The sequence below is a fragment of the Mesorhizobium sp. 1M-11 genome, assembly GCF_001303895.1.
Lineage (GTDB): Bacteria > Pseudomonadota > Alphaproteobacteria > Rhizobiales > Rhizobiaceae > Mesorhizobium.
This window is the reverse complement of the sequence record NZ_LJSD01000050.1, coordinates 1-21,843: the sequence shown is the minus strand read 5'-3', so window position 1 is coordinate 21,843 and position 21,843 is coordinate 1. Positions and strand designations below refer to the sequence as shown.

The 21,843-nt window shown below is 63.2% G+C and carries 19 protein-coding genes; 8 read left to right on the top strand and 11 right to left on the bottom strand.

The genetic code is table 11. The features are described from left to right. Nucleotides 1–11 precede the first annotated feature (11 nt). Genes nagA through AO692_RS19745 form a run of 4 tightly spaced genes read right to left on the bottom strand, consistent with a single transcriptional unit; the run spans nt 12 to nt 3,860 of the window. Nucleotides 12–1,169: an N-acetylglucosamine-6-phosphate deacetylase gene (nagA, locus tag AO692_RS19760; RefSeq protein WP_054311765.1), complete on the bottom strand. Its 1,158-nt coding sequence runs from the start codon at nt 1,167–1,169 to the stop codon at nt 12–14. Then, nucleotides 1,166–2,197, bottom strand: a complete 1,032-nt coding sequence (locus AO692_RS19755; RefSeq protein WP_054311764.1) for an SIS domain-containing protein — start codon at nt 2,195–2,197, stop codon at nt 1,166–1,168. The genes nagA and AO692_RS19755 overlap by 4 nt, the downstream gene beginning before the upstream one ends. Then, nucleotides 2,194–2,982 carry a GntR family transcriptional regulator gene (locus AO692_RS19750; RefSeq protein ID WP_054311763.1) on the bottom strand — a complete coding sequence of 263 codons (789 nt, stop codon included), beginning with the start codon at nt 2,980–2,982 and terminating at the stop codon, nt 2,194–2,196. The genes AO692_RS19755 and AO692_RS19750 overlap by 4 nt, the downstream gene beginning before the upstream one ends. Then, nucleotides 2,979–3,860 carry an N-acetylglucosamine kinase gene (locus AO692_RS19745; RefSeq protein WP_054311762.1) on the bottom strand — a complete coding sequence of 294 codons (882 nt, stop codon included), beginning with the start codon at nt 3,858–3,860 and terminating at the stop codon, nt 2,979–2,981. Before AO692_RS19745 ends, AO692_RS19750 begins: the two co-directional genes overlap by 4 nt. A gap of 199 nt (nt 3,861–4,059) precedes the next feature. Between AO692_RS19745 and AO692_RS19740 the strand changes: the two genes are divergently transcribed. The 6 genes from AO692_RS19740 (at nt 4,060) to AO692_RS19715 (ending at nt 10,464) form a co-directional block, all read left to right on the top strand. After that, nucleotides 4,060–4,998 carry an N-acetylmuramic acid 6-phosphate etherase gene (locus AO692_RS19740; RefSeq protein WP_054311761.1) on the top strand — a complete coding sequence of 313 codons (939 nt, stop codon included), beginning with the start codon at nt 4,060–4,062 and terminating at the stop codon, nt 4,996–4,998. 24 nt (nt 4,999–5,022) lie between these two features. Further along, nucleotides 5,023–6,282: an ABC transporter substrate-binding protein gene (locus AO692_RS19735; protein ID WP_054311760.1), complete on the top strand. Its 1,260-nt coding sequence runs from the start codon at nt 5,023–5,025 to the stop codon at nt 6,280–6,282. A gap of 285 nt (nt 6,283–6,567) precedes the next feature. Next, entirely contained in the window at nt 6,568–7,491 is a 924-nt protein-coding gene (locus AO692_RS19730; protein ID WP_054311759.1) for a sugar ABC transporter permease, read from the top strand. A gap of 9 nt (nt 7,492–7,500) precedes the next feature. After that, the gene (locus tag AO692_RS19725) at nt 7,501–8,340 is read left to right on the top strand and encodes a carbohydrate ABC transporter permease (protein WP_054311758.1); all 840 of its coding nucleotides are present in this window, start codon (nt 7,501–7,503) and stop codon (nt 8,338–8,340) included. A 43-nt stretch (nt 8,341–8,383) separates the two neighbouring features. Beyond that, on the top strand, nt 8,384–9,445 hold the full coding sequence (locus AO692_RS19720) for a Gfo/Idh/MocA family oxidoreductase (RefSeq protein ID WP_054311757.1): 1,062 nt from the start codon (nt 8,384–8,386) through the stop codon (nt 9,443–9,445). Nucleotides 9,446–9,465: 20 nt separating this feature from the next. Then, complete coding sequence (locus AO692_RS19715; protein WP_054311756.1) at nt 9,466–10,464, top strand: ABC transporter ATP-binding protein; 999 nt, start codon at nt 9,466–9,468, stop codon at nt 10,462–10,464. Between the two features lie 49 nt (nt 10,465–10,513). Here AO692_RS19715 and AO692_RS19710 read toward each other — a convergent pair whose 3' ends face one another. Next, on the bottom strand, nt 10,514–11,341 hold the full coding sequence (locus AO692_RS19710; protein ID WP_054311755.1) for a ferredoxin--NADP reductase: 828 nt from the start codon (nt 11,339–11,341) through the stop codon (nt 10,514–10,516). A gap of 199 nt (nt 11,342–11,540) precedes the next feature. On the opposite strand from AO692_RS19710, the gene AO692_RS19705 reads away from it, so the two are divergent. Both AO692_RS19705 and AO692_RS19700 read left to right on the top strand, forming a co-directional pair. Then, a complete protein-coding gene (locus AO692_RS19705) occupies nt 11,541–13,628 on the top strand; it encodes a hydantoinase/oxoprolinase family protein (protein WP_054311754.1) in 2,088 nt (695 codons plus the stop codon). After that, nucleotides 13,625–15,310: a hydantoinase B/oxoprolinase family protein gene (locus tag AO692_RS19700; RefSeq protein WP_054311753.1), complete on the top strand. Its 1,686-nt coding sequence runs from the start codon at nt 13,625–13,627 to the stop codon at nt 15,308–15,310. Before AO692_RS19705 ends, AO692_RS19700 begins: the two co-directional genes overlap by 4 nt. A gap of 23 nt (nt 15,311–15,333) precedes the next feature. Here the strand turns inward: AO692_RS19700 and AO692_RS19695 are convergent, their stop codons facing one another. From AO692_RS19695 to pcaF, 6 genes are all read right to left on the bottom strand, one after another. Next, complete coding sequence (locus AO692_RS19695) at nt 15,334–16,083, bottom strand: ABC transporter ATP-binding protein (protein ID WP_054311953.1); 750 nt, start codon at nt 16,081–16,083, stop codon at nt 15,334–15,336. Continuing rightward, nucleotides 16,080–16,922 carry an ABC transporter ATP-binding protein gene (locus AO692_RS19690; RefSeq protein ID WP_054311752.1) on the bottom strand — a complete coding sequence of 281 codons (843 nt, stop codon included), beginning with the start codon at nt 16,920–16,922 and terminating at the stop codon, nt 16,080–16,082. The genes AO692_RS19695 and AO692_RS19690 overlap by 4 nt, the downstream gene beginning before the upstream one ends. Then, nucleotides 16,919–17,845 (bottom strand): nickel transporter permease, encoded by a 927-nt coding sequence (gene nikC, locus AO692_RS19685; RefSeq protein WP_054311751.1) that lies wholly within the window; start codon nt 17,843–17,845, stop codon nt 16,919–16,921. Before nikC ends, AO692_RS19690 begins: the two co-directional genes overlap by 4 nt. Next, nucleotides 17,842–18,837 (bottom strand): ABC transporter permease, encoded by a 996-nt coding sequence (locus AO692_RS19680; RefSeq protein ID WP_244483429.1) that lies wholly within the window; start codon nt 18,835–18,837, stop codon nt 17,842–17,844. Before AO692_RS19680 ends, nikC begins: the two co-directional genes overlap by 4 nt. Before the next feature lie 75 nt (nt 18,838–18,912). After that, a complete protein-coding gene (locus tag AO692_RS19675) occupies nt 18,913–20,556 on the bottom strand; it encodes an ABC transporter substrate-binding protein (RefSeq protein WP_054311749.1) in 1,644 nt (547 codons plus the stop codon). 162 nt (nt 20,557–20,718) lie between these two features. After that, nucleotides 20,719–21,843 (bottom strand): 3-oxoadipyl-CoA thiolase (gene pcaF, locus AO692_RS19670; protein WP_054311748.1); only part of this gene is annotated, 1,125 nt, incomplete at its 5' end.

Genomic DNA, 21,843 nt, shown 5'->3' with positions numbered 1-21,843 from the left:
AGCCGTCAAATTTAACCGAAGACCCGCTCGCCGCCGATCCAGGTGCCCTTCATGGCAAGATCGTTGCTCAAGGCGACGATGTCGGCCGCCGTCCCCTTGGCGAACCGCCCGAGCCGATGCGACTGGCCGACGGCTTCGGCCGCATAGAGCGAGGCCATGCGCAAAGCTTCGGACAGATCGATGCCGACGACCTGGTGCATGAAACGAACGGCCGAGATCATATCGAGGTCGGCGCCGGCCAGCGTGCCGTCCTCCAGCCGCAGGCTGCCGTCCTTGCGATAGACGGTGCGGCCGTTGAGCGTGAACTCGGTCATGTCGGTGCCGATCGTCGCCATGGCGTCGGTGACCAGGAAGATGCGTGCCGGGCCTCGCTTGGACTTCAGTGCGATCTCGATGGTTGCCGGATGCACATGGATGCCGTCGGCAATCAGGCCGGCAAACATCGTGCCGCTGTCGATCGCAGCTCCTGCCAGGCCGGGTTCGCGGTTGCCGATCTGGCTCATGGCGTTGAACAGATGCGTGGCCATGGAGGCGCCCGCTTCGGCATAGGCGGTTGCGGTTGCGTAATCGGTGTCGGAATGGCCGAGGCTGACGACGATGTCTGCTTTTGCCAGTGCCGCAACCTGGGTTGCCGTGACCGATTCCGGTGCGACGGTGGTTTGCAGAACCGGCAGCTTTGCCCGTGTTGCGATCAGCGCGGCCTCGTCGGCTGCGTTCATCGGCCGGATCAGCTTGGGGTCGTGTGCTCCCTTGCGCGCCAGCGACAGATGCGGGCCTTCCAGATGCAGGCCGAGAAAGCCGGGCAGCTTGCGTTGCGCTGCCTCGGCGCCCGCGGCGATTGCCGCGGCGGTGATTTCCGGCGTGTCGGTGATCAGCGTCGGCAGCAGCGCGGTCGTGCCGAAGGGTGCATGCGCACGGCAGATCGTTTCGATGGAAGCGAGGTCGGGATGATCGTTCAGCATCACGCCGCCGCCACCATTGACCTGCAGGTCGATGAAACCGGGCGCCAGGATGCCACCGCCGAGATCGACGACTTCGACTCCTGACGTGACGGCGCCGCGCCTGGCGATCGCCTCGACCAGCCCGTCAGAGACGATCAAGGCGGCATCGTCATGCCAGTCGGCGCCATCGAAGATACGCGCGCCGATGAGTGCGAGATGCTTGCTCATACCGTCTCCGTCACCTTGCGCAGGTTCGGCGGGGCATCGGGGTCGAGACCGCGATGACGGGCGAAGGACTCCACGAAGGCATAGAACGACACGATCAGCGTCAGCGGATCGGTCAACGGATGCCCGGTCGCGACATGCGGCAGCGTCGTGGCGTTCTTGGTCAGCGTCGAGGTGATGAAGGTGGCGGCACCCTTTGCAGCCAGTGTGTCGGCCGCGGCAGCGAGCGACGGTTCCGAGGCATCGCGGGCGGCCAGCGCCAGCACCGGGAATTTCGGGCCGACCAGCGCCATCGGGCCGTGCATGACCTCGGCGCCACTGTAGGCTTCGGCGTGCACCGCGCAGGTTTCCTTGAATTTCAGCGCGGCTTCGGAAGCGATGGCGAAGGACGGGCCACGGCCGAGGATGAAGAGCGAGTTGTGCCCGTCGAGTGCCGCGGTGAGCGGGCTCCAATCGCAGGTGACAGCCTTGCTGAAGTGTTCCGGCAACTGCTTCAAGGCGGCAATCAGCGCGTCGTCGCCGGTGGTGTGTGCCATCAGCGCGAGGCCGGCCACTGCGGAATTGACGTAGGTCTTGGTGGCGGCGACGCTGAGTTCCGGCCCGGCCAGGATATCGACGGCATAGTCGGCGGCACGCGCCAGCGGCGAGTCGGCCGTGTTGGTGAGCGCAATGGTCAGCGCACCGCGAGCACGAGCGCTTTCCGCCATGGCGACGATATCGGGGCTCTTGCCCGATTGCGAGATGGCAAGGCAGGCGGCGCCGTTCAGCCGCAGCTTCGCGCCATAGATCGAGGCAACCGAGGGGCCAACGGAAGCGACGGCAAGCCCGGCGGTCAATTCCACCGCATATTTCATGAAGGTGGCGGCGTGGTCGGAAGAGCCGCGTGCAACAGTGACGATGAAGTTTGGATCGCGCTCGCGGATGCCGCGCCCGGCGTCAGCCAGCACCTTGCCGGATCCATCCAGAAGACGGGCGGTTGCCTCGGGAATTTCTTCGACCTCGCGGCGCATATGGGATTTTGTTGTTGTCATTGCCGCACTCCGTTGTCGTCACTGGTCACGCCAAGCCTCAGCTCGGCGACAAAATCATAAGCATCGCCGCGATAGACCGAGCGCGTGAATTCGATCACCTTGCCGCTGGCGAGATAGGAGATGCGCTCTATGCGCAGGCTGGCCGATCCGGTCGGCGCTTCGAGCAGCCGGGCATCCGCTTCGTTGAGGTTGACGGCGGAGATGCGTTGTACCGCGCGTACCGGCCGGTTGCCGGTTTCTTCCAAAGCCGCGTAGAGCGAAGAGCCGACCACGCTCGGGTCGGGCAGCGCGCTGGCCGACAGCGACGCGCGTTCGATCGCCAGAGGCGTCTCGTTGGCGATGCGCAGTCGCGCCACCCGGGCCACCATTTCGCTTGCGGCAAGGCCCAGCACCATCATTTCCTCGGGCGAGGGCGCATAAAGCCCGCGGTCGAGCCAGGCGGAACGAACCGTCTTGCCGCGCCGTGCCATGTCTTCGGTAAAGGAGGTGAGCCGTGACAAGGATTGTTCGACGCGCTCCATCCTTGGCGCCACGAAGGTGCCGGAACCATGGCGCTGCACCAGGACGCCGCCCTTGACCAGATCCTGCACGGCCTTGCGCACGGTAACGCGCGAGATATCGGCCATCGAGGCGATGTCCCGTTCCGAAGGCAAGGCGTCGCCGGGCCCGATCAGGCCGCGGTTGACGGCATCCTCGATGCTGCGGCGAAGCTGAAGATAAAGCGGCGCACCGCTTTGCGAGGCTTGTTTGAGCGAGGCAAAGATGACGTCCGCCGCTTCGCTCATCGTGCTGCCTCAGTCGCGCCGGCGAATTTTCGTACCGCCATTCGCACGGAGCCGCCCAAGGCATCGTCGAGTGGCGTCTTCAGCAATGCCCGAAAACGTTCGGAGAGACGCGGCGCATAAAGAGGGGCCAGGCCGCCGAGCAGGCAGAGCGGATCGCCTGCTTCGAGGTCGAGCACGCGGAGCGAGGCTTCGACATCGGCAACCGACTTGTCGACGATCCATGTCGCGACGATGTCGCCCTTGGCGGCATTCTCGAACACTTTCGGCGCGAAGCCGCCGAAATCGCCAGGTTTGGCGTGGGTGGTGAATTCGACCACATCCTGCGGGTTGTCGCGGAAGACGCCCATCATCTCACGGGTAAGCGGTGATGCTTCGCGGATGCCGTCATAGGCAAGCAGGGTCTGTTCCAGCAGATCGCGCCCGATGCGCGCGCCGCTGCCCTGATCGCCGACCTGGAAGCCCCAGGCGCCGACCGAACGCGACTTGCCCTGCTTGCGCACCATATAGGCGGTGCCGGTGCCGAGGATCGCGATGGCGCCATCGCCGGAGCCCACCGCGCCTTCGAGCGCGATCTCGAAATCCGTCTCCACGCTTGCGCGGCTGAACGGTAAAATGGCTTCGAGCTGCTGCTTGTAGGTGCCGACATTGGCGCCGGCGAGGCCCAGGATGGCCGGCGTCTGCGTGATCAGCTCGGGGTCTTCGCCTGCCGCGAGAAATGCCTGTCGGGCTGCGTCTACGATGTTGGTGCGCGCGCCTGTCAGGTCGCTGCGGATATTGGCGGCGCCCGATTTCGCGCGACCGAGGATTTCACCGCCCGTTGTTGCGAGCGCTGCCCTGCAGCTTGTGCCGCCGCCGTCGATGCCGAGCACGAAAGTCACGCTGAAATCTCCTCTTGCCGAATAATACCAATAAAATACCAATAGCCAAGGACAAAATTATGGTTCGATTCAATAATCATGATCACGTTGAAATAATTAGAGATTTTCCAAATCCGAAAAGGAGGTCGTTACGAAATTGCTAATGCCAGTGGACAAGTGGTATTTTTTTGGTATTGTCTGAGAAGGTGGAGGAACCGGAATGGCGCAGAAGCGCACCGAAGCGCAGCATCGAGATGCCGAGGGCTTGGACATCCAGGCGCCCGAGGCCGTACTGAAGTCGCTGGCCGAGGCTCAGATTGAGGCCGCCGGCGCCGTGCGTGAAGCCATTCCTGCAATTGCCACTGCATCCGCATTGATCTCCGAATGCCTCAAGGCTGGCGGCAGGCTTGTCTATGCCGCCGCCGGCAGTTCCGGCCTGATGGCCGTCGCCGATGCTCTCGAACTTCCCGGCACATTCGGCATCGAGCGTGATCGCATCGTCATCCTCATCGCCGGCGGCGAAGAGGCTTTCCGCAATCTGGCCGGCGGTCCCGAAGATGACGAGGATGAGGCTGCCGCGGCCATCGCCGGCGCGGGCGTTACCTCCGCCGACTGTGTCATTGCTCTGTCGGCCAGCGGCTCGACTCCCTATGCGGTCCGCGCCTTGCGCGATGCGCGCCAGCGCGGCGCCGCGACCATTGCGATCGCCAACAACGGCGACACGCCGCTGCTCAACGCGGCCGATGTCGCCATTCTGTTGAAGACCCCGCCGGAGGTCATCGCCGGCTCGACGCGCATGGGTGCGGGTACCGCCCAGAAGATCGCGCTCAACATGCTGTCGACCATGGCCGCCATCCATCTCGGCCACGTCCATGACGGTTATATGGTCAATCTCTTCGCCGACAATGCCAAGCTGCGCGATCGCGCCGCCCGCATTGTCACGGCCATCACCGGGCTTGATCGCGATGTCGCCGACCGCTCGCTCGAGCAGAGCGGTGGTGCGGTGAAGACGGCCATTCTGCTCGCCGCCGGTGCCGGGAGCATCGATGCGGCCGAGGAAATATTGGAGAAGACCGGCCAGAAGCTGCGGCCGGCCCTTTCCGCCATCAGAGGAGAACAGGGGGCTCAAAGCCTCCCGTCTCGTCAAAACCGAACCTGAAAAAGGTCAATAGGGAGACTGAGCATGAAGACGAAATTTCTTACGGCACTACTTTTAGGCTCCAGTGTACTCGGCTTTGCCGGTGTCGCTTCCGCCGCCGACGTTACGCTCAATGTCGAAAGCTGGCGCAACGACGACCTCGCCATCTGGAAGGACAAGCTGATCCCGGCCTTCGAAGCGAAGAATCCAGGCATCAAGGTGGTGTTCGGACCATCGTCTCCGACCGAATATGATGCGGCACTGGGCGCCAAGCTCGCCGCCGGTTCGGCGGGCGACCTGATCACCTGCCGTCCATTCGACAAGTCGCTGGAGCTCTACAAGAAGGGCAATCTCGCCGACCTGACCAAGCTCTCCGGCATGGAGAATTTCTCCGACGTCGCCAAGTCGGCCTGGACCACGGATGACGGCTCGGCCACCTTCTGCGTGCCGATGGCCTCGGTCATCCACGGCTTCATCTACAACAAGGAAGCCTTCGAAAAGCTCGGCCTCAAGGTCCCGGAGACCCGCGACGAGTTCTTCGCCGCACTCGACAAGATCAAGGCCGACGGCACCTATATCCCGATGGCGATGGGCACCAAGGATCTCTGGGAGGCCGCGACCATGGGCTACCAGAACATCGGCCCGAACTACTGGAAGGGTGAGGAAGGCCGCCTGGCGCTGATCAAGGGCGAGCAGAAGCTGACCGACAAGGACTGGGTCGAGCCCTACGCAGAGCTTGCCAAGTGGAAGTCTTATCTCGGTGACGGCTTCGAGGCGCAGACCTACCCGGACAGCCAGAACCTGTTCACGCTCGGCCGCGCTGCCATCTATCCGGCCGGCTCGTGGGAAATCGGTCTGTTCAACACGCAGGCCCAGTTCAAGATGGGTGCCTTCCCGCCGCCGGTCGGCAAGGCTGGCGACACCTGCTACATCTCCGACCATACCGATATCGGCATCGGCCTGAATGCGGCCTCCAAGAATGCCGATGCGGCCAAGACCTTCCTGACCTGGGTCGCCTCGCCGGAATTCGCCACCATCTACGCCAACGCGCTGCCGGGCTTCTTCAGCCTGAATTCCACTGCGGTGAAGATGGAAGATCCGCTGGCGCAGGAATTCGTTTCCTGGCGCGAGAAGTGCAAGCCGACGATCCGCTCGACCTATCAGGTCCTGTCGCGCGGCACGCCGAACCTGGAAAACGAAACCTGGGTTGAATCGGCCAACGTCATCAACGGCACCGATACGCCGGAAGTTGCTGCCGAGAAGCTGCAGAAGGGTCTCGACAGCTGGTACAAGCCGGCGAAGTAAGACTGCGAAAACGACCGGGCCGCTTTCTCGGCGGCCCGGCCTGTCCCTAACTAATTTCCGATTGTCGGCGCGGTTCCTCGCCCTTACGCTCTTTGTTGTTTAGGCAATTCCGGACGGAAAACCGCTAAACACTTTTCCTGGAATTGCGCGATGAAGACTGGAGAAGGGGCGCCGGCTTCATGTCCACCGTTTCCTCGAAATCGAGGAAGATGCGGCGGATGCGCGAGGGATGGCATTCCGAAAATTTGAAGCGGAAACGCTCTGGAGGCGGCAAGGACCGAGCTCATGGCTGCAGCATCGAAAAGACCGTTCCCTTGGCACATCGGCGTCTTCCTGGCGCCCGCGGTGCTTGTCTATACGGCGATCATGATCCTGCCGTTGTTCGGCACGCTGCAGTTGTCGCTGTTCCGTTCCGTCGAACAGGTGCAGACCTTTGTCGGTTTCGACAATTTCCGCACCCTGTTCACCGATCCCAACTGGTCCTTCAATTTCTGCAACGCGTTGAAGAACAACGTCTGGTTCTTCATCATCCACATGGTGGTGCAGAACCCGATCGGCGTCATGCTGGCGGCACTCCTGTCCAGCCCGAAGCTGCGTTTCACCGCTTTCTACCGCACGGCGATCTTCATCCCGACCATCCTGTCCTTCGTCATCGTCGGCTTCGCCTGGAAGCTGATCCTGTCGCCGATCTGGGGCGTGGCTCCCAACCTGATGGGGCTGGTCGGCCTCAAGAGCTTTTTCACGCCGTGGCTCGGCAAGGAAGAATATGCGCTGACCGCGCTCAGCCTGATCTCGGTCTGGCAGTTCGTCGGCATCCCGATGATGCTGATCTATGCAGCACTCCTGTCCATTCCCGATGAGGTGATCGAGGCCGCCGAATGCGACGGCATCACCGGCTGGTCTCAATTCTGGAAGATCAAGCTGCCGCTGATCCTGCCTGCCATCGGCATCATCTCGATCCTGACCTTTGTCGGCAACTTCAACGCCTTCGACCTGATCTACACCGCGCAGGGCGCCCTGGCCGGGCCGAATTATTCGACTGATATCCTGGGCACGTTCCTCTATCGCGCCTTCTTCGGCTTCCAGCTGCAGGTGGGTGATCCCAACATGGGTGCCACCATCGCCACCATGATGTTCCTGATTATCCTGGTCGGCGTCTGCTTCTATCTTTTCCTCGTGCAGCGGCGCCTGCGTCGCTACCAGTTCTGAGGTGTCACGATGAGCAAGGCCACCTCCTCCCTGCCGCGGAGCATCGGCGCGCACGCGATCCTGCTGACCTACACGATCATTGCGTTGTTCCCGGTCTTCGTCGTCGTCATCAACTCGTTCAAGTCGCGCCAGGCGATCTTCCAGCAGCCGCTGGCACCGCCGACGCCCAAGAGCTTCGACCTGATCGGCTACACCACGGTGTTCGGCCAGGGCGACTTCTTCCTCTATTTCCAGAACAGCCTGATCGTCACCGTGGTGTCACTGTTCTTCGTGCTGCTGTTCGGTGCCATGGCAGCCTTCGCGCTGTCGGAATACCGCTTCCGCGGCAACACGCTGATGGGGCTCTATCTGGCGCTCGGCATCATGATCCCGATCCGCCTCGGCACGGTCGCCATCCTGCAGCTGATGGTGGCTTCAGGGCTGGTCAACACCTTGACCGCACTCATCCTGGTCTACACCGCGCAAGGCTTGCCGCTCGCCATCTTCATCCTGTCGGAATTCATGAAGGGCGTGTCGGACGACCTCAAGAACGCCGGACGCATCGACGGACTTTCGGAATACACCATCTTCTTCCGGCTGGTGTTGCCGCTGGTGCGTCCGGCCATGGCCACCGTCGCGGTCTTCACCATGATCCCGATCTGGAACGATCTGTGGTTCCCGCTGATCCTGGCACCATCGGAGGCGACCAAGACAGTCACGCTCGGTGCCCAGATATTCCTCGGCCAGTTCGTCACCAACTGGAACGCCATCCTGGCCGCACTGTCGCTCGCGATCCTGCCGGTGCTGGTTCTCTACCTGATCTTCTCGCGGCAGCTTATCCGCGGCATCACTTCGGGCGCGGTGAAGTGAGCCCCGTCCTTGAAAGCAAGCAAACAAGAAACAGGACTGTAAAGTGACTTCGACCAATCCCATACGCGTTGTCGTTGCCGGCCTGGGCAATATGGGCCGCAGCCATGCGCTGGCTTATTACAACAACCCTGGCTTCGAGATCGCGGCGCTCGTCAACCGCTCGGACGTGCCGCTGCCGGGTGGCCTGGCCGGCCATGAGATCCGCCGTTCCTTCGAAGACGCCCTGCGCGACGAGAAGCCGGAGCTGGCCTGCATCGCCACCTATTCCGACAGCCATGCCGACTATGCGGTGAAGGCGTTCGAGGCCGGCTGTCACGTCTTTGTCGAGAAGCCGCTGGCCACGACGGTTGCTGACGCTCAGCGGGTCGTCGATGCGGCCAAGGCCAACGGCAAGAAGGTGGTGATCGGCTATATCCTGCGCCACCACCCGTCCTGGATGCGGCTGATTGCCGAAGCCCGCAATCTGGGCGGTCCTTACGTCTTCCGCATGAACCTCAATCAGCAGTCGTCGGGTCATACCTGGCAGACACACAAGCAGCTCATGCAGACGACGTCGCCGATCGTCGATTGTGGCGTGCACTATCTCGACGTCATGCTGCAGATCACCGATTCCGCGCCTGTCGAGGTGCGCGGCATGGGCGTGCGCCTGTCCGACGAGGTCGCGCCTTCCATGTACAATTACGGACACCTGCAGGTGCTGTTCGAGGATGGCTCGGTCGGCTGGTACGAAGCCGGCTGGGGTCCGATGATCTCGGAGACGGCCTTCTTCGTGAAGGACGTGATGTCGCCGAAGGGCTGCGTGTCGATCGTCATGGCCGAGGGCGTGAAGTCGGACGACATCGACACCCACACCAAGACCTCGACCATCCGCCTGCACCAGGCCGCGACCGGCCCGGACGGCAAGTTCCTGAAACCCGACGAACTGCTTTCCATGGAAGGCGAACCAGGCCACCAGGAGCTCTGCGATCTCGAACAGGCCTTCGTCTTGAAGGCCATCCGCGAGGACATCGACCTCACCCGCCATATGGACGATGCCGTGCGTTCGCTTGCCGTCTGCCTCGCGGCCGACGAAAGCGTGCGCACCGGCAAGCCCGTCAAACTCTAACAATCGAGCGAGGAACAGCCGTGGGCTCTCTGAAGATCGAGAATGTCAAGAAATCCTTCGGTCCGGTGGATGTGCTGAAGGGCATCGACCTCGACGTCAAGGATGGCGAATTCGTCGTCTTCGTCGGCCCATCGGGCTGCGGCAAGTCGACCCTGCTGCGCGTCATCGCCGGGCTGGAGGACGCGACTTCCGGTCGCGTGCTGATCGACAGCCAGGACGTCACGGCAACGCCGCCGGCCAAGCGCGGCATCGCCATGGTGTTCCAGACCTATGCGCTCTATCCACACCTCAGCGTGCGCGACAACATGGCACTCGGCCTGAAGCAGGCCGGTGAGCCGGCCGCCGAGATCGACAAGCGTATCACCGCCGCTTCCACCATGCTGTCGCTGGAGCCCTATCTCAAGCGCCGCCCGGCGGAACTGTCCGGCGGCCAGCGCCAGCGCGTTGCCATCGGCCGCGCTCTGGTGCGCGAGCCGAAGCTGTTCCTGTTCGATGAGCCGCTGTCGAACCTCGATGCCGCGCTGCGCGTCAACACGCGTCTGGAGATCGCGCAGCTCCACCGCCGCCTCAAGGCGACGATGATCTATGTCACCCACGACCAGGTCGAGGCGATGACCTTGGCCGACAAGATCGTGGTGCTGAACGCCGGCCGCATCGAGCAGATCGGAGCGCCGATGGAGCTCTATCATTCGCCGGCCAATGAATTCGTTGCCGGCTTCATCGGGTCGCCGAAGATGAATTTCATCGACGGTGCCAGACTGGGCGAGAGCGTCAAGACGATCGGCGTCCGCCCCGAGCATCTGACGGTCGACAAGAAGGCTGGCACCTGGAAGGGCACGGTGGTGCACACCGAGCATCTCGGCGCCGACACCAATGTCTATCTCGACTGCGAGAAGGCCGGACTGATCACGGTGCGCATCTTCGGCGTCTACGATGCCGAGCCGGGCTCGACGCTTTACGCGACGCCGGATGCGGGCAAGACCTACCGCTTCGATGCGGATGGCAAGACGATCAAATGAAAAATGGCGCCATCGGGCGCCATTTTTCTTACGTGCTGCATTCGGGTAATCAGCCGACGAAGGCGCGCTCCACCACAAAGCTCGCCGGGGCGCTCAGCGAACCCTCGATGAAGCCGAGGTTTTCCGCCATCTCCTTGACGTCTTTCAGCATATGCATCGAACCGCAGATCATGATGCGGTCGGTTTCCGGGTTCAGCGCCTCGATGCCGAGGTCCGTGTAGAACTTGCTGGAGCCCACGAGCGCAGTGATGCGGCCCATGCGTTCCGATGTTTCACGTGTCGTCGAATTGTAGAGCGTGACACGGCCGTTGGTGAACTCGCCGATCAGCGGATCGTCGGCCAGCGACGCAACCAGCTCCTGACCGTAGGCCAGTTCGGCGACGTCGCGGCAGGTGTGGGTGAGATAGACGTGCTCGAACTTCTCATAGGTGTCGGGATCGCGCAGCAGGCTGGCGAAAGGCGCTATGCCGGTGCCTGTCGAGATCATGAACAGGCGCTTGCCCGGTGTCAGCGCGTCGAGCACGAGGGTGCCAGTCGCCTTCTGGCGCATCAGGATGGTGTCGCCGGGCTGGATCTTCTGCAGGTGCTGGGTCAACGGGCCGTCGGGCACCTTGATCGAGAAGAACTCCAGCTCTTCGTCCCAGGCCGGGCTTGCCACCGAATAGGCGCGGAACACCGGCTTCTCGGCATTCGGCAGTCCGATCATCACGAATTCGCCGGAGCGGAAGCGCAGCGACTGCGGCCGGGTGATGCGGAAGGCGAAAAGGCGGTCGGTGTAGTGTTTCACCGAAACGACCTTCTCGGCATAGACATTCGCCGGAATCGGAAATTCCAGCGGCTTGGCGGCGTCCGTGCTGGGGGCGGAAGCGGTGCTCATCGAACCAACCTTTTCCTGATGCTTAAGCTGTCCTGCACGCCCGTTTGGCGGGTCCCGATATGCCTCGGCATTCTGCTGGGGGCAGGCTCTTGTGTCGGAAATCTATTAGTATACAAATGAACTTAGCGTCAAGATCGAGCCGCGGAACGCCTTTCCAAACTGGCCCCTATCCGCAGTTGGGACATTTCGGATTTTGGCAATGGATGAGAAAGTTCCGGCGCAGTCGAACCCAGCGCGATCAGATAGCGTCGTGGCCGGCATCGACGTCGGTGGTACCTTCACCGACCTGATCCTCATCGACGGCCGCAACGGCGGCAAGGTCCGCATCGCCAAGACGCCGACGACACTCGACAACCAGGCTTTCGGCGTTGTTTCGGCACTCGGAGCAACCGGCTTCTCAGCTTCCGCCATCGACCTCATCGTTCACGGCACGACGACGACGACCAATGCGGTGCTGGAACGCAGGCTGGCCAGGACCGGCATGATCACCACGGCGGGTTTTCGCGACGTGATCGAACTCGGTCGCCGCACGCGCCCGCAGGCTTATGGCATGACCGGGACCTTTGTGCCGGTCATACCTCGCAACCTGCGACTGGAAGTCGCCGAGCGCATGGAAGCATCCGGTTCGGTGCGTGTGCCGCTTGATGAAGGCGCTGTACGGCAAGCGGTGCAAACGCTGCTGGCAGCCGGCTGCGAATCCCTCGTTGTCCATTTCCTGCACGCCTATGCCAATCCGACGCATGAGCGCCGCGCAGCCGAGATCGCAGCGGAGCTTTGGCCGAACGACCACATCACTGCCGGCCACACGCTTTTGTCGGAAGCGCGTGAGTTCGAGCGCGGCGTGACGGCTTCCGTCAATGCTGCCGTGCAACCGATCCTGGAGCGTTATGTCGCCCGCCTGCGTAAAGAGTTGGCCGCTCAAGGCTACGAACGCGACTTCCTGATCATGAACGGCAATGGCGGTATGATCTCGGCGCGTTTCGTGGCGCGAGAGGCTGCCAAGACGGTGATGTCCGGTCCGGCCTCTGGCGTCATTGCCGCTGCCTATACCGGCCGCCGATCCGGTCATCGAAACCTCGTCACCTACGACATGGGCGGCACGTCCACTGACGTGGCGCTGATCCGCGATGCCGAGCCCGCGGTCTCCAACGAGATCGAACTCGAATACGCCATGCCGATCCACGTACCGATGGTGGCTGTGCATACCGTCGGCGCGGGTGGCGGGTCGATCGCCCGTGTCGATGCCGCCGGCCTGATCCGCGTCGGACCGGAAAGCGCTGGCGCGAGTCCAGGTCCGATCTGCTACGGCCGCGGCGGCACCGACCCGACCATCACCGACGCCAATCTGGTGCTCGGCCGCCTTTCCCCGAACAAGCTGCTGGCCGTCGACAATCCGGTGACGGTGGAGAGCGTTGCCCGGGTGTTCGAAGACAGGATCGGGCTGTTCACGAACCTCTCCGGTGTCGAGGCCGCTGGCGCCGTGCTGAAGCTCGCCAATATGAAGATGGCGGGCGCGATCCGCATGGTCTCGGTCGGCCGCGGTCATGATCCGCGCGATTTCACCCTGTTCGCTTTTGGTGGTGCCGGCCCGCTGCATGCCAGCGCGCTAGCGCGTGAACTGGGCCTGCCGCGTGTCCTGGTGCCGGCGCGGCCGGGCATCACCAATGCGCTGGGCTGCGTGGTCGCCGACCTCAGGCACGATTTCGTCAACACGCTGAATCAACCGGTCGCCACCCTGGACGAGCAACAGGTTCACGATGTCCTCGAACGTCATCGTGCCGAAGGAGAGGCGCTGATTGCCAAGGAAGCGGTGAAGCCGCAGGCGATCCGCATCAGCCATTCCGCCGACATGCAGTTCGTCGGCCAGACCCACCTGATCAATGTGCCGCTGCCGTCGTCCAAGGTCGACCGGGCCACCCTGCAAGACCTGTTCGAGAAGGCCTATTTTGCGCGTTTCAAGGTCGAATTGCCTGAAATCCGCGCCAATCTCGTCAATCTGAATACGTCCGTCATCGGCGTACGCCCGCAGATCGACCTTTCGACACTGATCGATCCGGTTGGCCGCGCTTCCACGCTGAAGAAAGCGTGGCTGGAAATCCGCCCTGTCTGGTACGACGGCACCTGGCATGACACCCCCGTCTATGCACGCGACGGGTTGCCGCTGGATGCTGTGATCAAAGGTCCTGCGATCATCGAGCAGATGGACGCCACCACCGTGCTCGAACCGGGCGACAGGGCTAAAAGCGATGCGGACGGCAACCTGATCGTGGAGGTTGGCAGCCGATGACGCACATCACGCTCGATGCCATCACGCTGTCCGTCATCCAGGCGGCGTTGCAACAGGTGTGCGACGAGATGGATCTGACCTTTTCGCGCGCCGCTTTTTCACCGGTCATCGCCGAGGCCAACGACCGCTCCGACGGCATCTACTCCGCTATCGACGGTTCGCTGATCGCGCAAGGCTCGCAGGGCCTGCCCGTCTTTGTCGGCGTCATGCAGCATTCGACCAGGACCGTGATCGAGATGATAGCGGCAGGGCGCTGCCTGCCGCCGCAGCCGGGCGACATCTACATCGTCAACGATCCCTATCTTGGCGGCACGCACCTGATGGATGTGCGCTTCGTCATGCCTGTCTATCGCGATGGCAACGTCTTCTGCTGGCTGTCCAACACCGGCCATTGGCCCGATATCGGCGGCGCCGTGCCGGGAGGCTTCTCCGCGTCGGCCACCGCCGTCGAGCAGGAGGGCCTGCGTCTGCCGCCGGTGAAGCTGTTCAAGAAGGGCGTGCTCGATCCCGAGATCTACGCCATCATCTGCTCCAACATCCGTGTGGCCGACCAGCGCATCGGCGACATCAAGGCACAGGCCGCCGCTCTTCTTGTCGGACAGGACAGGCTCGGCGAAATCCTCGATCGTTATGGCGACCAGACCGTTTCGGCGGCGATCCGGGAATTGCGTGAGCGTGCCGCCGAACAGATGCGCGCCAACATCGCGGCCATTCCCGACGGGATCTATCGCTCTAAGGCCTTTGTCGATTCCGACGGCGTAATCGATGAGCCGCTCACCATAGCACTCGCCGTGGAGAAGAAGGACGAGACGCTGACGTTCGACTTCGCGGGCTCTTCAAAGCCCTGCGCCGGGCCGATGAACAGCGTGCTGGCCACAACGCTGTCTTCCGTTTATCTCGCCATGCGCCACATCTTCCCTGATGTGCCGATCAGCGCCGGCGCCTTCGAGCCACTTGTCGTGAAAAGCCCTGAGGGGACCTTTTTGGATGCCAGATACCCTCGCCCGGTCTCGGGCTGTGCGGCGGAGGTGTCGCAGCGTATCGCCGAGGCGGTGTTCGCGGCCATGGTGCAGGCGTTGCCGGGCAAGGTCACCGCGGCGCCTGCCGGCTCCAGCGGCAATTTCGCGCTCGGCGGCCATGATCCGGCGCGTGGCCGTGACTATGTGATGTACCAGATCTCCGGCGGCGGTTATGGCGGCAATGCCTGGCACGACGGTCTGTCCAACGGCTGCTCGACCATCGGCATCTCGAAGTCGCCGCCGGTCGAGATCATGGAACAGGCTTTTCCGGTGCTTTACCGGCACTATGCGTTGCGTGAAGGTTCCGGCGGTGCCGGCAGGCACCGCGGCGGTCTCGGCCTTGCCTATGAAGTCGAACTGCTGCGGGGCGAGGCCCGTGCCTCTTTTGTCATGGATCACGGCCGTTTCGGTCCGCAAGGTGTGCTCGGTGGCAAGGACGGCGCCGTCAACACCGTGACCGTGATCCGCGATGGCAAGGAACATGTCCCGCCGCACCTTTCCAAGGAGCAGGATATTCCGCTGAAGGCCGGCGACCGGGTGCGTGTCGGCACGCCGGGCGGTGGTGGATATGGCAACCCGCTCGAACGCCCGACCGAGGCCGTCCGGCATGATGTGGTCATGGGGTATTACACGCCCGAAGAGGCGAGCCGGCTGTTCGGATAACCGGCGGCCGGTGAGAAGCGGCGTCACCCCGCCCTGACGAAGCCTTCGGATGCCTTGAGCAGGCGTTTTGTGTAGTCCTGGGCGACGTTGTGGGAGACGAGGTCGGCTGCGGCGAGCTGTTCGACCGCCACGCCGTTCTGCATGACCATCAGACGCTCGCACATGTGGTTGATGACTGCGAGATCGTGGCTGACCATGAGGTAGGTGAGCTTGCGGTCACGCCGCACCTGCTCGAGCAGGTTCAGCACCTCCGCTTGCACCGAGGCGTCGAGCGCCGAGGTCGGCTCGTCGAGCAGCAGGATCGAAGGCTCCAGGATCAGCGCGCGTGCGATCGCCACACGCTGGCGCTGGCCGCCGGAGAGCTGGTGCGAATAGCGGAAGCGGAAGCCGGAGCCGAGACCCACTTCCTCCAGCGCGCGGCGGATGCGGACCTCGCTGTCGCCGATGCCATGGATGGCAAGCGGCTCCTGCAGCAACCGGTCCACCGTCTGGCGTGGATGCAGCGAACCATAGGGGTCCTGGAACACCATCTGCACCTGCCGGTAGAAGGCCTTGTCGCGACGGCGGCCAAGCGGCTTGCCGTTGACGGTGATGCTGCCCGAAGCCACCGGGGCAAGACCGGCAATGGCGCGCAGCAGCGTCGACTTGCCGGAACCGGATTCGCCGACCAAACCGAAGGATTCGCCGGGCTGCACCGCGACGCTGACGCCCTTCAGTGCCCGGAACTGGTCGAAGACGACCTCGACCCTGTCTGCCACAAGTGCCGCCGTCATGCCGCCCACTCCGCCTTGCGTGCCAGCACCGGCAACGGGTGGCGGTCGGCGCCGATCTTCGGCATGCAGTCGAGCAGGCCTTGCGTGTAGGGATGTTGTGCGTTGGCCAGTTCCGAGGCCGGCAGCTGTTCCACCACCTTGCCGGCATACATGACCACGACACGGTCGCAGAAGGAGGAGACCAGCCTCAGATCGTGCGAGATGAAGATCAGGCCCATGCCACGGTCCGCTACCAGCCGGTCGAGGATGGCGAGCACATCGAGCTGCACCGTCACGTCGAGCGCTGAAGTCGGCTCATCGGCGATCAGGAGCTCAGGGCCGGCAACCAGCATCATGGCGATCATGGCGCGCTGGCCCATGCCGCCCGACACTTCATGCGGATAGAGATCGAAGACACGCTTCGGATCGCGGATCTGGACTGCCGCCAGCATATCGAGCGCACGTTCGCGGGCTTCGGCCCTCGAGACCTTCTCATGGGTGCGCAGGGTCTCGACGATCTGGCGGCCGATGCTGATGACGGGATCGAGCGAGTACTTCGGATCCTGCAGGATCATGGCGACACGCTTGCCACGCAGGGCACGGCGCTCGCGCGCCGGCAGCGACCGGAGATCGATACCGTCGAACTCCAGCCTGTCCGCCGTCACCTCGGCGCGGGGATCGGTGAGACCCATGATCGCGCGGCCGGTCTGCGACTTGCCGGAGCCGGATTCACCGACGATGCCGAGCCGTTCGCGGCCGAGCGAGAAGGACACGCCCCTCACTGCCTCGATGACACCGGTGCGGGTGGGAAAGCGGACTTTGAGATTCTCTACCTCAAGCAGATTTTTATCCACGCTCATTGGCCCGAGCTCCTTGGATCGAGCGCATCGCGCAGGCCGTCACCCAGAAGGTTGAAGCCGAGGCTGACGATCAGGATCGCCATGCCGGGCATGGCCGCCACCCACCATTGGTCGAGGATGAAACGGCGGCCCGACGCTATCATCGCGCCCCACTCCGGCAAGGGTGGTTGAGCGCCGAGACCGAGGAACCCGAGGCCGGCGGCGATGATGATGATGCCCGCCATATCGAGCGTGACACGCACGATCAGCGACGAGATGCACATCGGCATGATATGCCGCAGGATGATGCGCCCCGGCGATGCCCCCATGATCTCGACTGCCTTGATGTAATCGGAGTTGCGCACCATCAGCGTTTCGGCGCGGGCGATGCGGGCATAAGGCGGCCAGGAGGTGATGGCGATGGCGATGATGGCATTCTCGATGCCGGGTCCGAGCGCCGCCACGAAGGCCAGCGCCAGGATCAGCTTCGGGAAGGCGAGGAAGATGTCGGTGATGCGCATCAGTACCGCATCGGTCCAGCCGCCGGCATAGCCCGCGACAGTCCCGACGACGAGGCCGATGGGTGCGGCGATCAACGCAACCAGCACGATGACATAGAGTGTCAGCCGCGAGCCGTAGATGACGCGCGAAAGGATGTCGCGGCCCTGGTCGTCGGTTCCCATCCAATGCGCCCAATCGGGTGGCAGCAGGCGTGAACCCCGCAGATCGCCGACCACCGGAGAATAGGGCGCCAGCAGGCCGGCGAAGATGGCGACGAACACCAGCGCCAGGATGATGAAGAGGCCGACCACCGCCAGCTGGTTGGCGGTGAAACGGCGCCAGGTCATGTAGGCACGGCCGAGCCGCGCCTGAGAGCGCGATTGTGGCCGCTCCGAAAGCAGCCATTCGCGCCAGCTCATCGCAGAGGTGTCGGTTACGCTCATGACCGCGTCCTCGGATCGAGAAGTTGGTAGAGCAGGTCCGACAACAGGTTCAGGGCAATGAACACCGCGCCGATGACGACCGTGGCGCCGAGCACCGCATTCATGTCGGCATTCTGCAGCGAATTGGTGAGATAAAGGCCGATGCCGGGCCACGAGAAGACGGTCTCGGTCAGCACTGAGCCTTCGAGCAAGGTGGCGTAGGACAACGCGATCACCGTCACCAGCGGCACGGCCGCGTTGCGTAGCGCATGGCCCCAGATGATGCGTGCCTCCGACAGGCCTTTCGCGCGTGCGGCCACGACATATTCCTGGGCAAGTTCGTTCAGCATGAAGGATCGCGTCATGCGGCTGATATAGGCCATGGAGATATAGCCCAGCAGCGAAGCCGGCAGGATGATGTGCGAGAAGACATCGCGGAACACGCCCCAGTCGCGCTGGATGATGGCGTCGAGCAGATAGAGCCCGGTGACCGGCGTGAAGGTGTATTCATAGGCGATGCCGATGCGCCCGGGTCCTTCGACCCAGCCGAGCCTGGCGTAGAAGACCAGAAGACCCAGCAGCCCGAGCCAGAAAATCGGCATGGAATAGCCGATCAGGCCGATGACGCGCACCGCCTGGTCGATGAAAGAGCCGCGCTTGACCGCTGCCAGCACGCCGAGCGGAATGCCGAACAACAGGCCGATCAGCGTGCCGACCGTCGCCAGTTCCAGCGTCGCCGGGAACACGCGGCGGATATCCTGCATGACCGGGTAGGTCGACAGCACGGACGTACCGAAATCGCCTTGCAGCGCCTTCTGGACGTAAAGCAGGAACTGTTGCCAGACGGGCAGGTCGAAGCCGTATTGCTGGCGCGCGGCTGCCACCACGCTGGCGGGCGCACGGTCGCCGACGATCGCCAGCACCGGGTCGATCGGCATGACGCGGCCGATGAAGAATGTCACCGCGATCAGCCCAAGGAAGGTGACCGCGGCGATGAAGACAAAGCGCAGCAGCGCGAACCCGAGGGCGGAGGCTTTTTTGCTCCTCCGCCCTGGCTCATTGGTCGTGTGGGCGACAGACAAGGTACGTTACTTGGCCACCGGTGCCACGAAATTGGTGTCGAAGGTTGGGCCGAGCTTGAAGCCCTGCACGTTCTTGCGCAGGCCGGCAACCTCGGTCTGCTGCCAGATGAAGTTGAACGGACCCTGTTCGCGGATCTTCTTCTGGATGTCCTGGTACATCTGTGTGCGCTTGGCGGCATCACGCTCGAGCAATGCCGCAGCCGATTCCTTCTGGATTTCCGCCGGAACATCCCAGGCATTGCGCCAGGCCAGCGTCTTGTTCATGGAATCGTCGGCGTTGTTGGGATTGGTGGCGAAGGTCTCCGAGTTGGAGTTCGGATCCCAATAGTCGACGCCCCATTGCAGGATGGCGATGTCGTGTTGACGGGCACGATAACGGGTCAGAAGCTGTTTGAAGTCTTCCGGCACGAGTTCGATCTTGATGCCGGCCTGCGCTGCCGTCTGCTGGATCGATTCGGCGACACCGGATTCCGGCTGGCCGCTGCGCGTATCCATGGTGACGGAGAACCCGTCCGCCAGGCCCGCCTTGGCAAGCAGCTCCTTCGCCTTGGCGACATCGAATTTGTAGGGCTTGTCATCGACGGCGCCCAGAATGCCCTTGGGCAGGAAGTTCTGGTGCACCACGCCGATGCCCTTGAGCAGCGTATCGCCCAGCGCGTCATAGTCGATCAGATATTTGAAGGCTTCCCGCACCTCCGGCTTCGCCAGATTGGGGTTCTTCTGATTGAGGCTGACGTAATAGACCGTGCTCTTCGGCGCAGCGACGGTGGCGAGATCGGCATTCTTGCCGACGGCCTCGTAGTCGCCCGGCTGCAGGTTGCGCGCGATGTCGATATCGCCCTTTTCCAGGAGCAGGCGCTGCGCGGCACTTTCCTTGACGTGGCGATAGATGACGCGCGTCATATTGCCCTTGGTGCCGTAGTAGTTGTCGTTGCGTTCCAGCACCACGACTTCGTTCGCCCGCCACTCGCGCGTCTTGTACGGACCCGAACCGGCATAATTGGTCTTCAGCCAGGCATTGCCGAAATCATTGTCGAACTTGTAGTCGGCGCTCGGCGTGGCAGCGGCGACATGTTCCTTGACCAGCTTGCTGTCGACGATGGCGCCGACGGTAGCGGTCAGGCAGTTCAGCACGAAGCTCGGTGCATAGGCCTTATCGACGGTGAACACGAAGGTGGAGGCGTCCGCCGCCTTGGCCTTTTCGGCGACGTTGTCGCCGGTCAGTCCGAACTGTTGGATGATGAAGGCTGGGCTCTTGTTGAGCTTGACCGCGCGCTCGAACGACCAGGCGACGTCTTCGGCGGTGATCGGGTTGCCGGAAGCGAATTTCAGGTCCGGCTTGAGCTTGAAGGTATAGGTCAGCGCATCGTCCGAGACGGTCCAGCTTTCAGCGATGCCGCCGACCACCTTGGTGGTATCGTTGGCGTCGAGGCGAACCAGCATGTCATAGGTGTTGCCGGTGATTTCGCCGGTCGACAGCTCGAAAGCCTCGGCTGGATCGAGCGAGATGATGTCATCGATCGCCCAGGCCTGGACCAGCGTATCGGGCGGCGTGTCGGCCAGCGCCGGCGAACCGGCATAAACCAGGGCGGCAAGCGCTGCACCCGTCAGAAAGGTGCGCGAACGGAGAGCGATCTTGTGCATCATCATCGATTTCCCTGTTTTCGTCGCCCCATGTTCCCCTTCGGGACGCGACGTCGTTGCGTCGGATAGGCTCCGTTTGTTGAAGCCTCGAACAACCATATCCGGCGCCCTTCGACCCGGCAACGAGCATTTGTGTGACAAAAGCCGATTGAGTTAAAACGCCTTTCCTCACACTCTTTCGAGTGCGATGGCGATGCCCTGGCCGACGCCGATGCACATGGTGGCGAGTGCGAGGCGGGCGTTGCGCTCCTTCAGTTCCAGTGCCGCCGTGCCAGTGATGCGGGCACCTGACATGCCGAGCGGATGACCGAGCGCGATCGCGCCGCCATTCGGGTTGATATGGGCGGCATCCTCGGCAAAGCCAAGTTCGCGCAGTACGGCGATGCCTTGCGCGGCGAACGCCTCGTTGAGTTCGACGACATCGAAGTCCTGCGGCGTCAGGTTGAGCCGGGCGCAGAGCTTTTGGGTGGCCGGCACCGGACCGATGCCCATGATGCGGGGCTCGACACCGGCCGTGGCAGCACCCAGGACACGCGCGATCGGGGTCAGCCCGTATTTGGCGACAGCAGCTTCCGACGCCACGATCAGCGCCGCCGCGCCATCATTGACGCCCGACGCGTTGCCCGCCGTCACCGTGCCGCCCTCCTTGCGGAACGGCGTTCCGAGCTTCGCCAGCGTCTCCACCGTGGTGCCGGCACGTGGGTGCTCGTCCTTGGAGACCACGATCGCATCGCCCTTCCTCTGCGGGATGGTGACGGGGACGATCTCCCTGGCCAGCCGGCCATTGGCCTGTGCGGCAACCGCCTTCTCCTGGCTGCGCACCGCAAAGGCATCCTGGTCGGCCCGGCTGACGCCGAACTGTTCGGCGACGTTCTCGCCGGTCTCCGGCATGGAATCGATGCCGTACTGCTTCTTCATCAGCGGATTGACGAAACGCCAGCCGATGGTGGTGTCGTGGATTTCGGCATGGCGCGAGAAGGCCGTCTCGGCCTTGGGCATGACGAAGGGGGCGCGGCTCATCGATTCCACACCGCCGGCAATCATCAGTTCGGCTTCGCCGGCCTTGATGGCGCGCGCGGCAATGGCCACCGCATCCATGCCCGAGCCGCACAGCCGGTTGATCGTCGAGCCCGGCACCGAGACCGGCAGGCCGGCCAGAAGCAGCGCCATGCGGGCGACATTGCGGTTGTCCTCGCCGGCCTGGTTGGCGCAGCCATAATAGACATCGTCGACCGCATCCCAGTCGACACCGGCATTGCGGGCCACCAGCGCCCTGATCGGCTCCGCGCCGAG

Coding starts and splice junctions, on each gene's coding strand:
- AO692_RS19740 (WP_054311761.1), top strand. CDS start 4,060: ATGGCGCAGAAGCGCACCGAAGCGCAGCATCGAGATGCCGAGGGCTTG.
- AO692_RS19710 (WP_054311755.1), bottom strand. CDS start 11,341: ATGAGCACCGCTTCCGCCCCCAGCACGGACGCCGCCAAGCCGCTGGAA.
- nagA (WP_054311765.1), bottom strand. CDS start 1,169: ATGAGCAAGCATCTCGCACTCATCGGCGCGCGTATCTTCGATGGCGCC.
- AO692_RS19695 (WP_054311953.1), bottom strand. CDS start 16,083: ATGACGGCGGCACTTGTGGCAGACAGGGTCGAGGTCGTCTTCGACCAG.
- AO692_RS19705 (WP_054311754.1), top strand. CDS start 11,541: ATGGATGAGAAAGTTCCGGCGCAGTCGAACCCAGCGCGATCAGATAGC.
- AO692_RS19725 (WP_054311758.1), top strand. CDS start 7,501: ATGAGCAAGGCCACCTCCTCCCTGCCGCGGAGCATCGGCGCGCACGCG.
- AO692_RS19735 (WP_054311760.1), top strand. CDS start 5,023: ATGAAGACGAAATTTCTTACGGCACTACTTTTAGGCTCCAGTGTACTC.
- AO692_RS19750 (WP_054311763.1), bottom strand. CDS start 2,982: ATGAGCGAAGCGGCGGACGTCATCTTTGCCTCGCTCAAACAAGCCTCG.
- AO692_RS19675 (WP_054311749.1), bottom strand. CDS start 20,556: ATGATGATGCACAAGATCGCTCTCCGTTCGCGCACCTTTCTGACGGGT.
- AO692_RS19755 (WP_054311764.1), bottom strand. CDS start 2,197: ATGACAACAACAAAATCCCATATGCGCCGCGAGGTCGAAGAAATTCCC.
- AO692_RS19730 (WP_054311759.1), top strand. CDS start 6,568: ATGGCTGCAGCATCGAAAAGACCGTTCCCTTGGCACATCGGCGTCTTC.
- AO692_RS19700 (WP_054311753.1), top strand. CDS start 13,625: ATGACGCACATCACGCTCGATGCCATCACGCTGTCCGTCATCCAGGCG.
- AO692_RS19690 (WP_054311752.1), bottom strand. CDS start 16,922: ATGAGCGTGGATAAAAATCTGCTTGAGGTAGAGAATCTCAAAGTCCGC.
- nikC (WP_054311751.1), bottom strand. CDS start 17,845: ATGAGCGTAACCGACACCTCTGCGATGAGCTGGCGCGAATGGCTGCTT.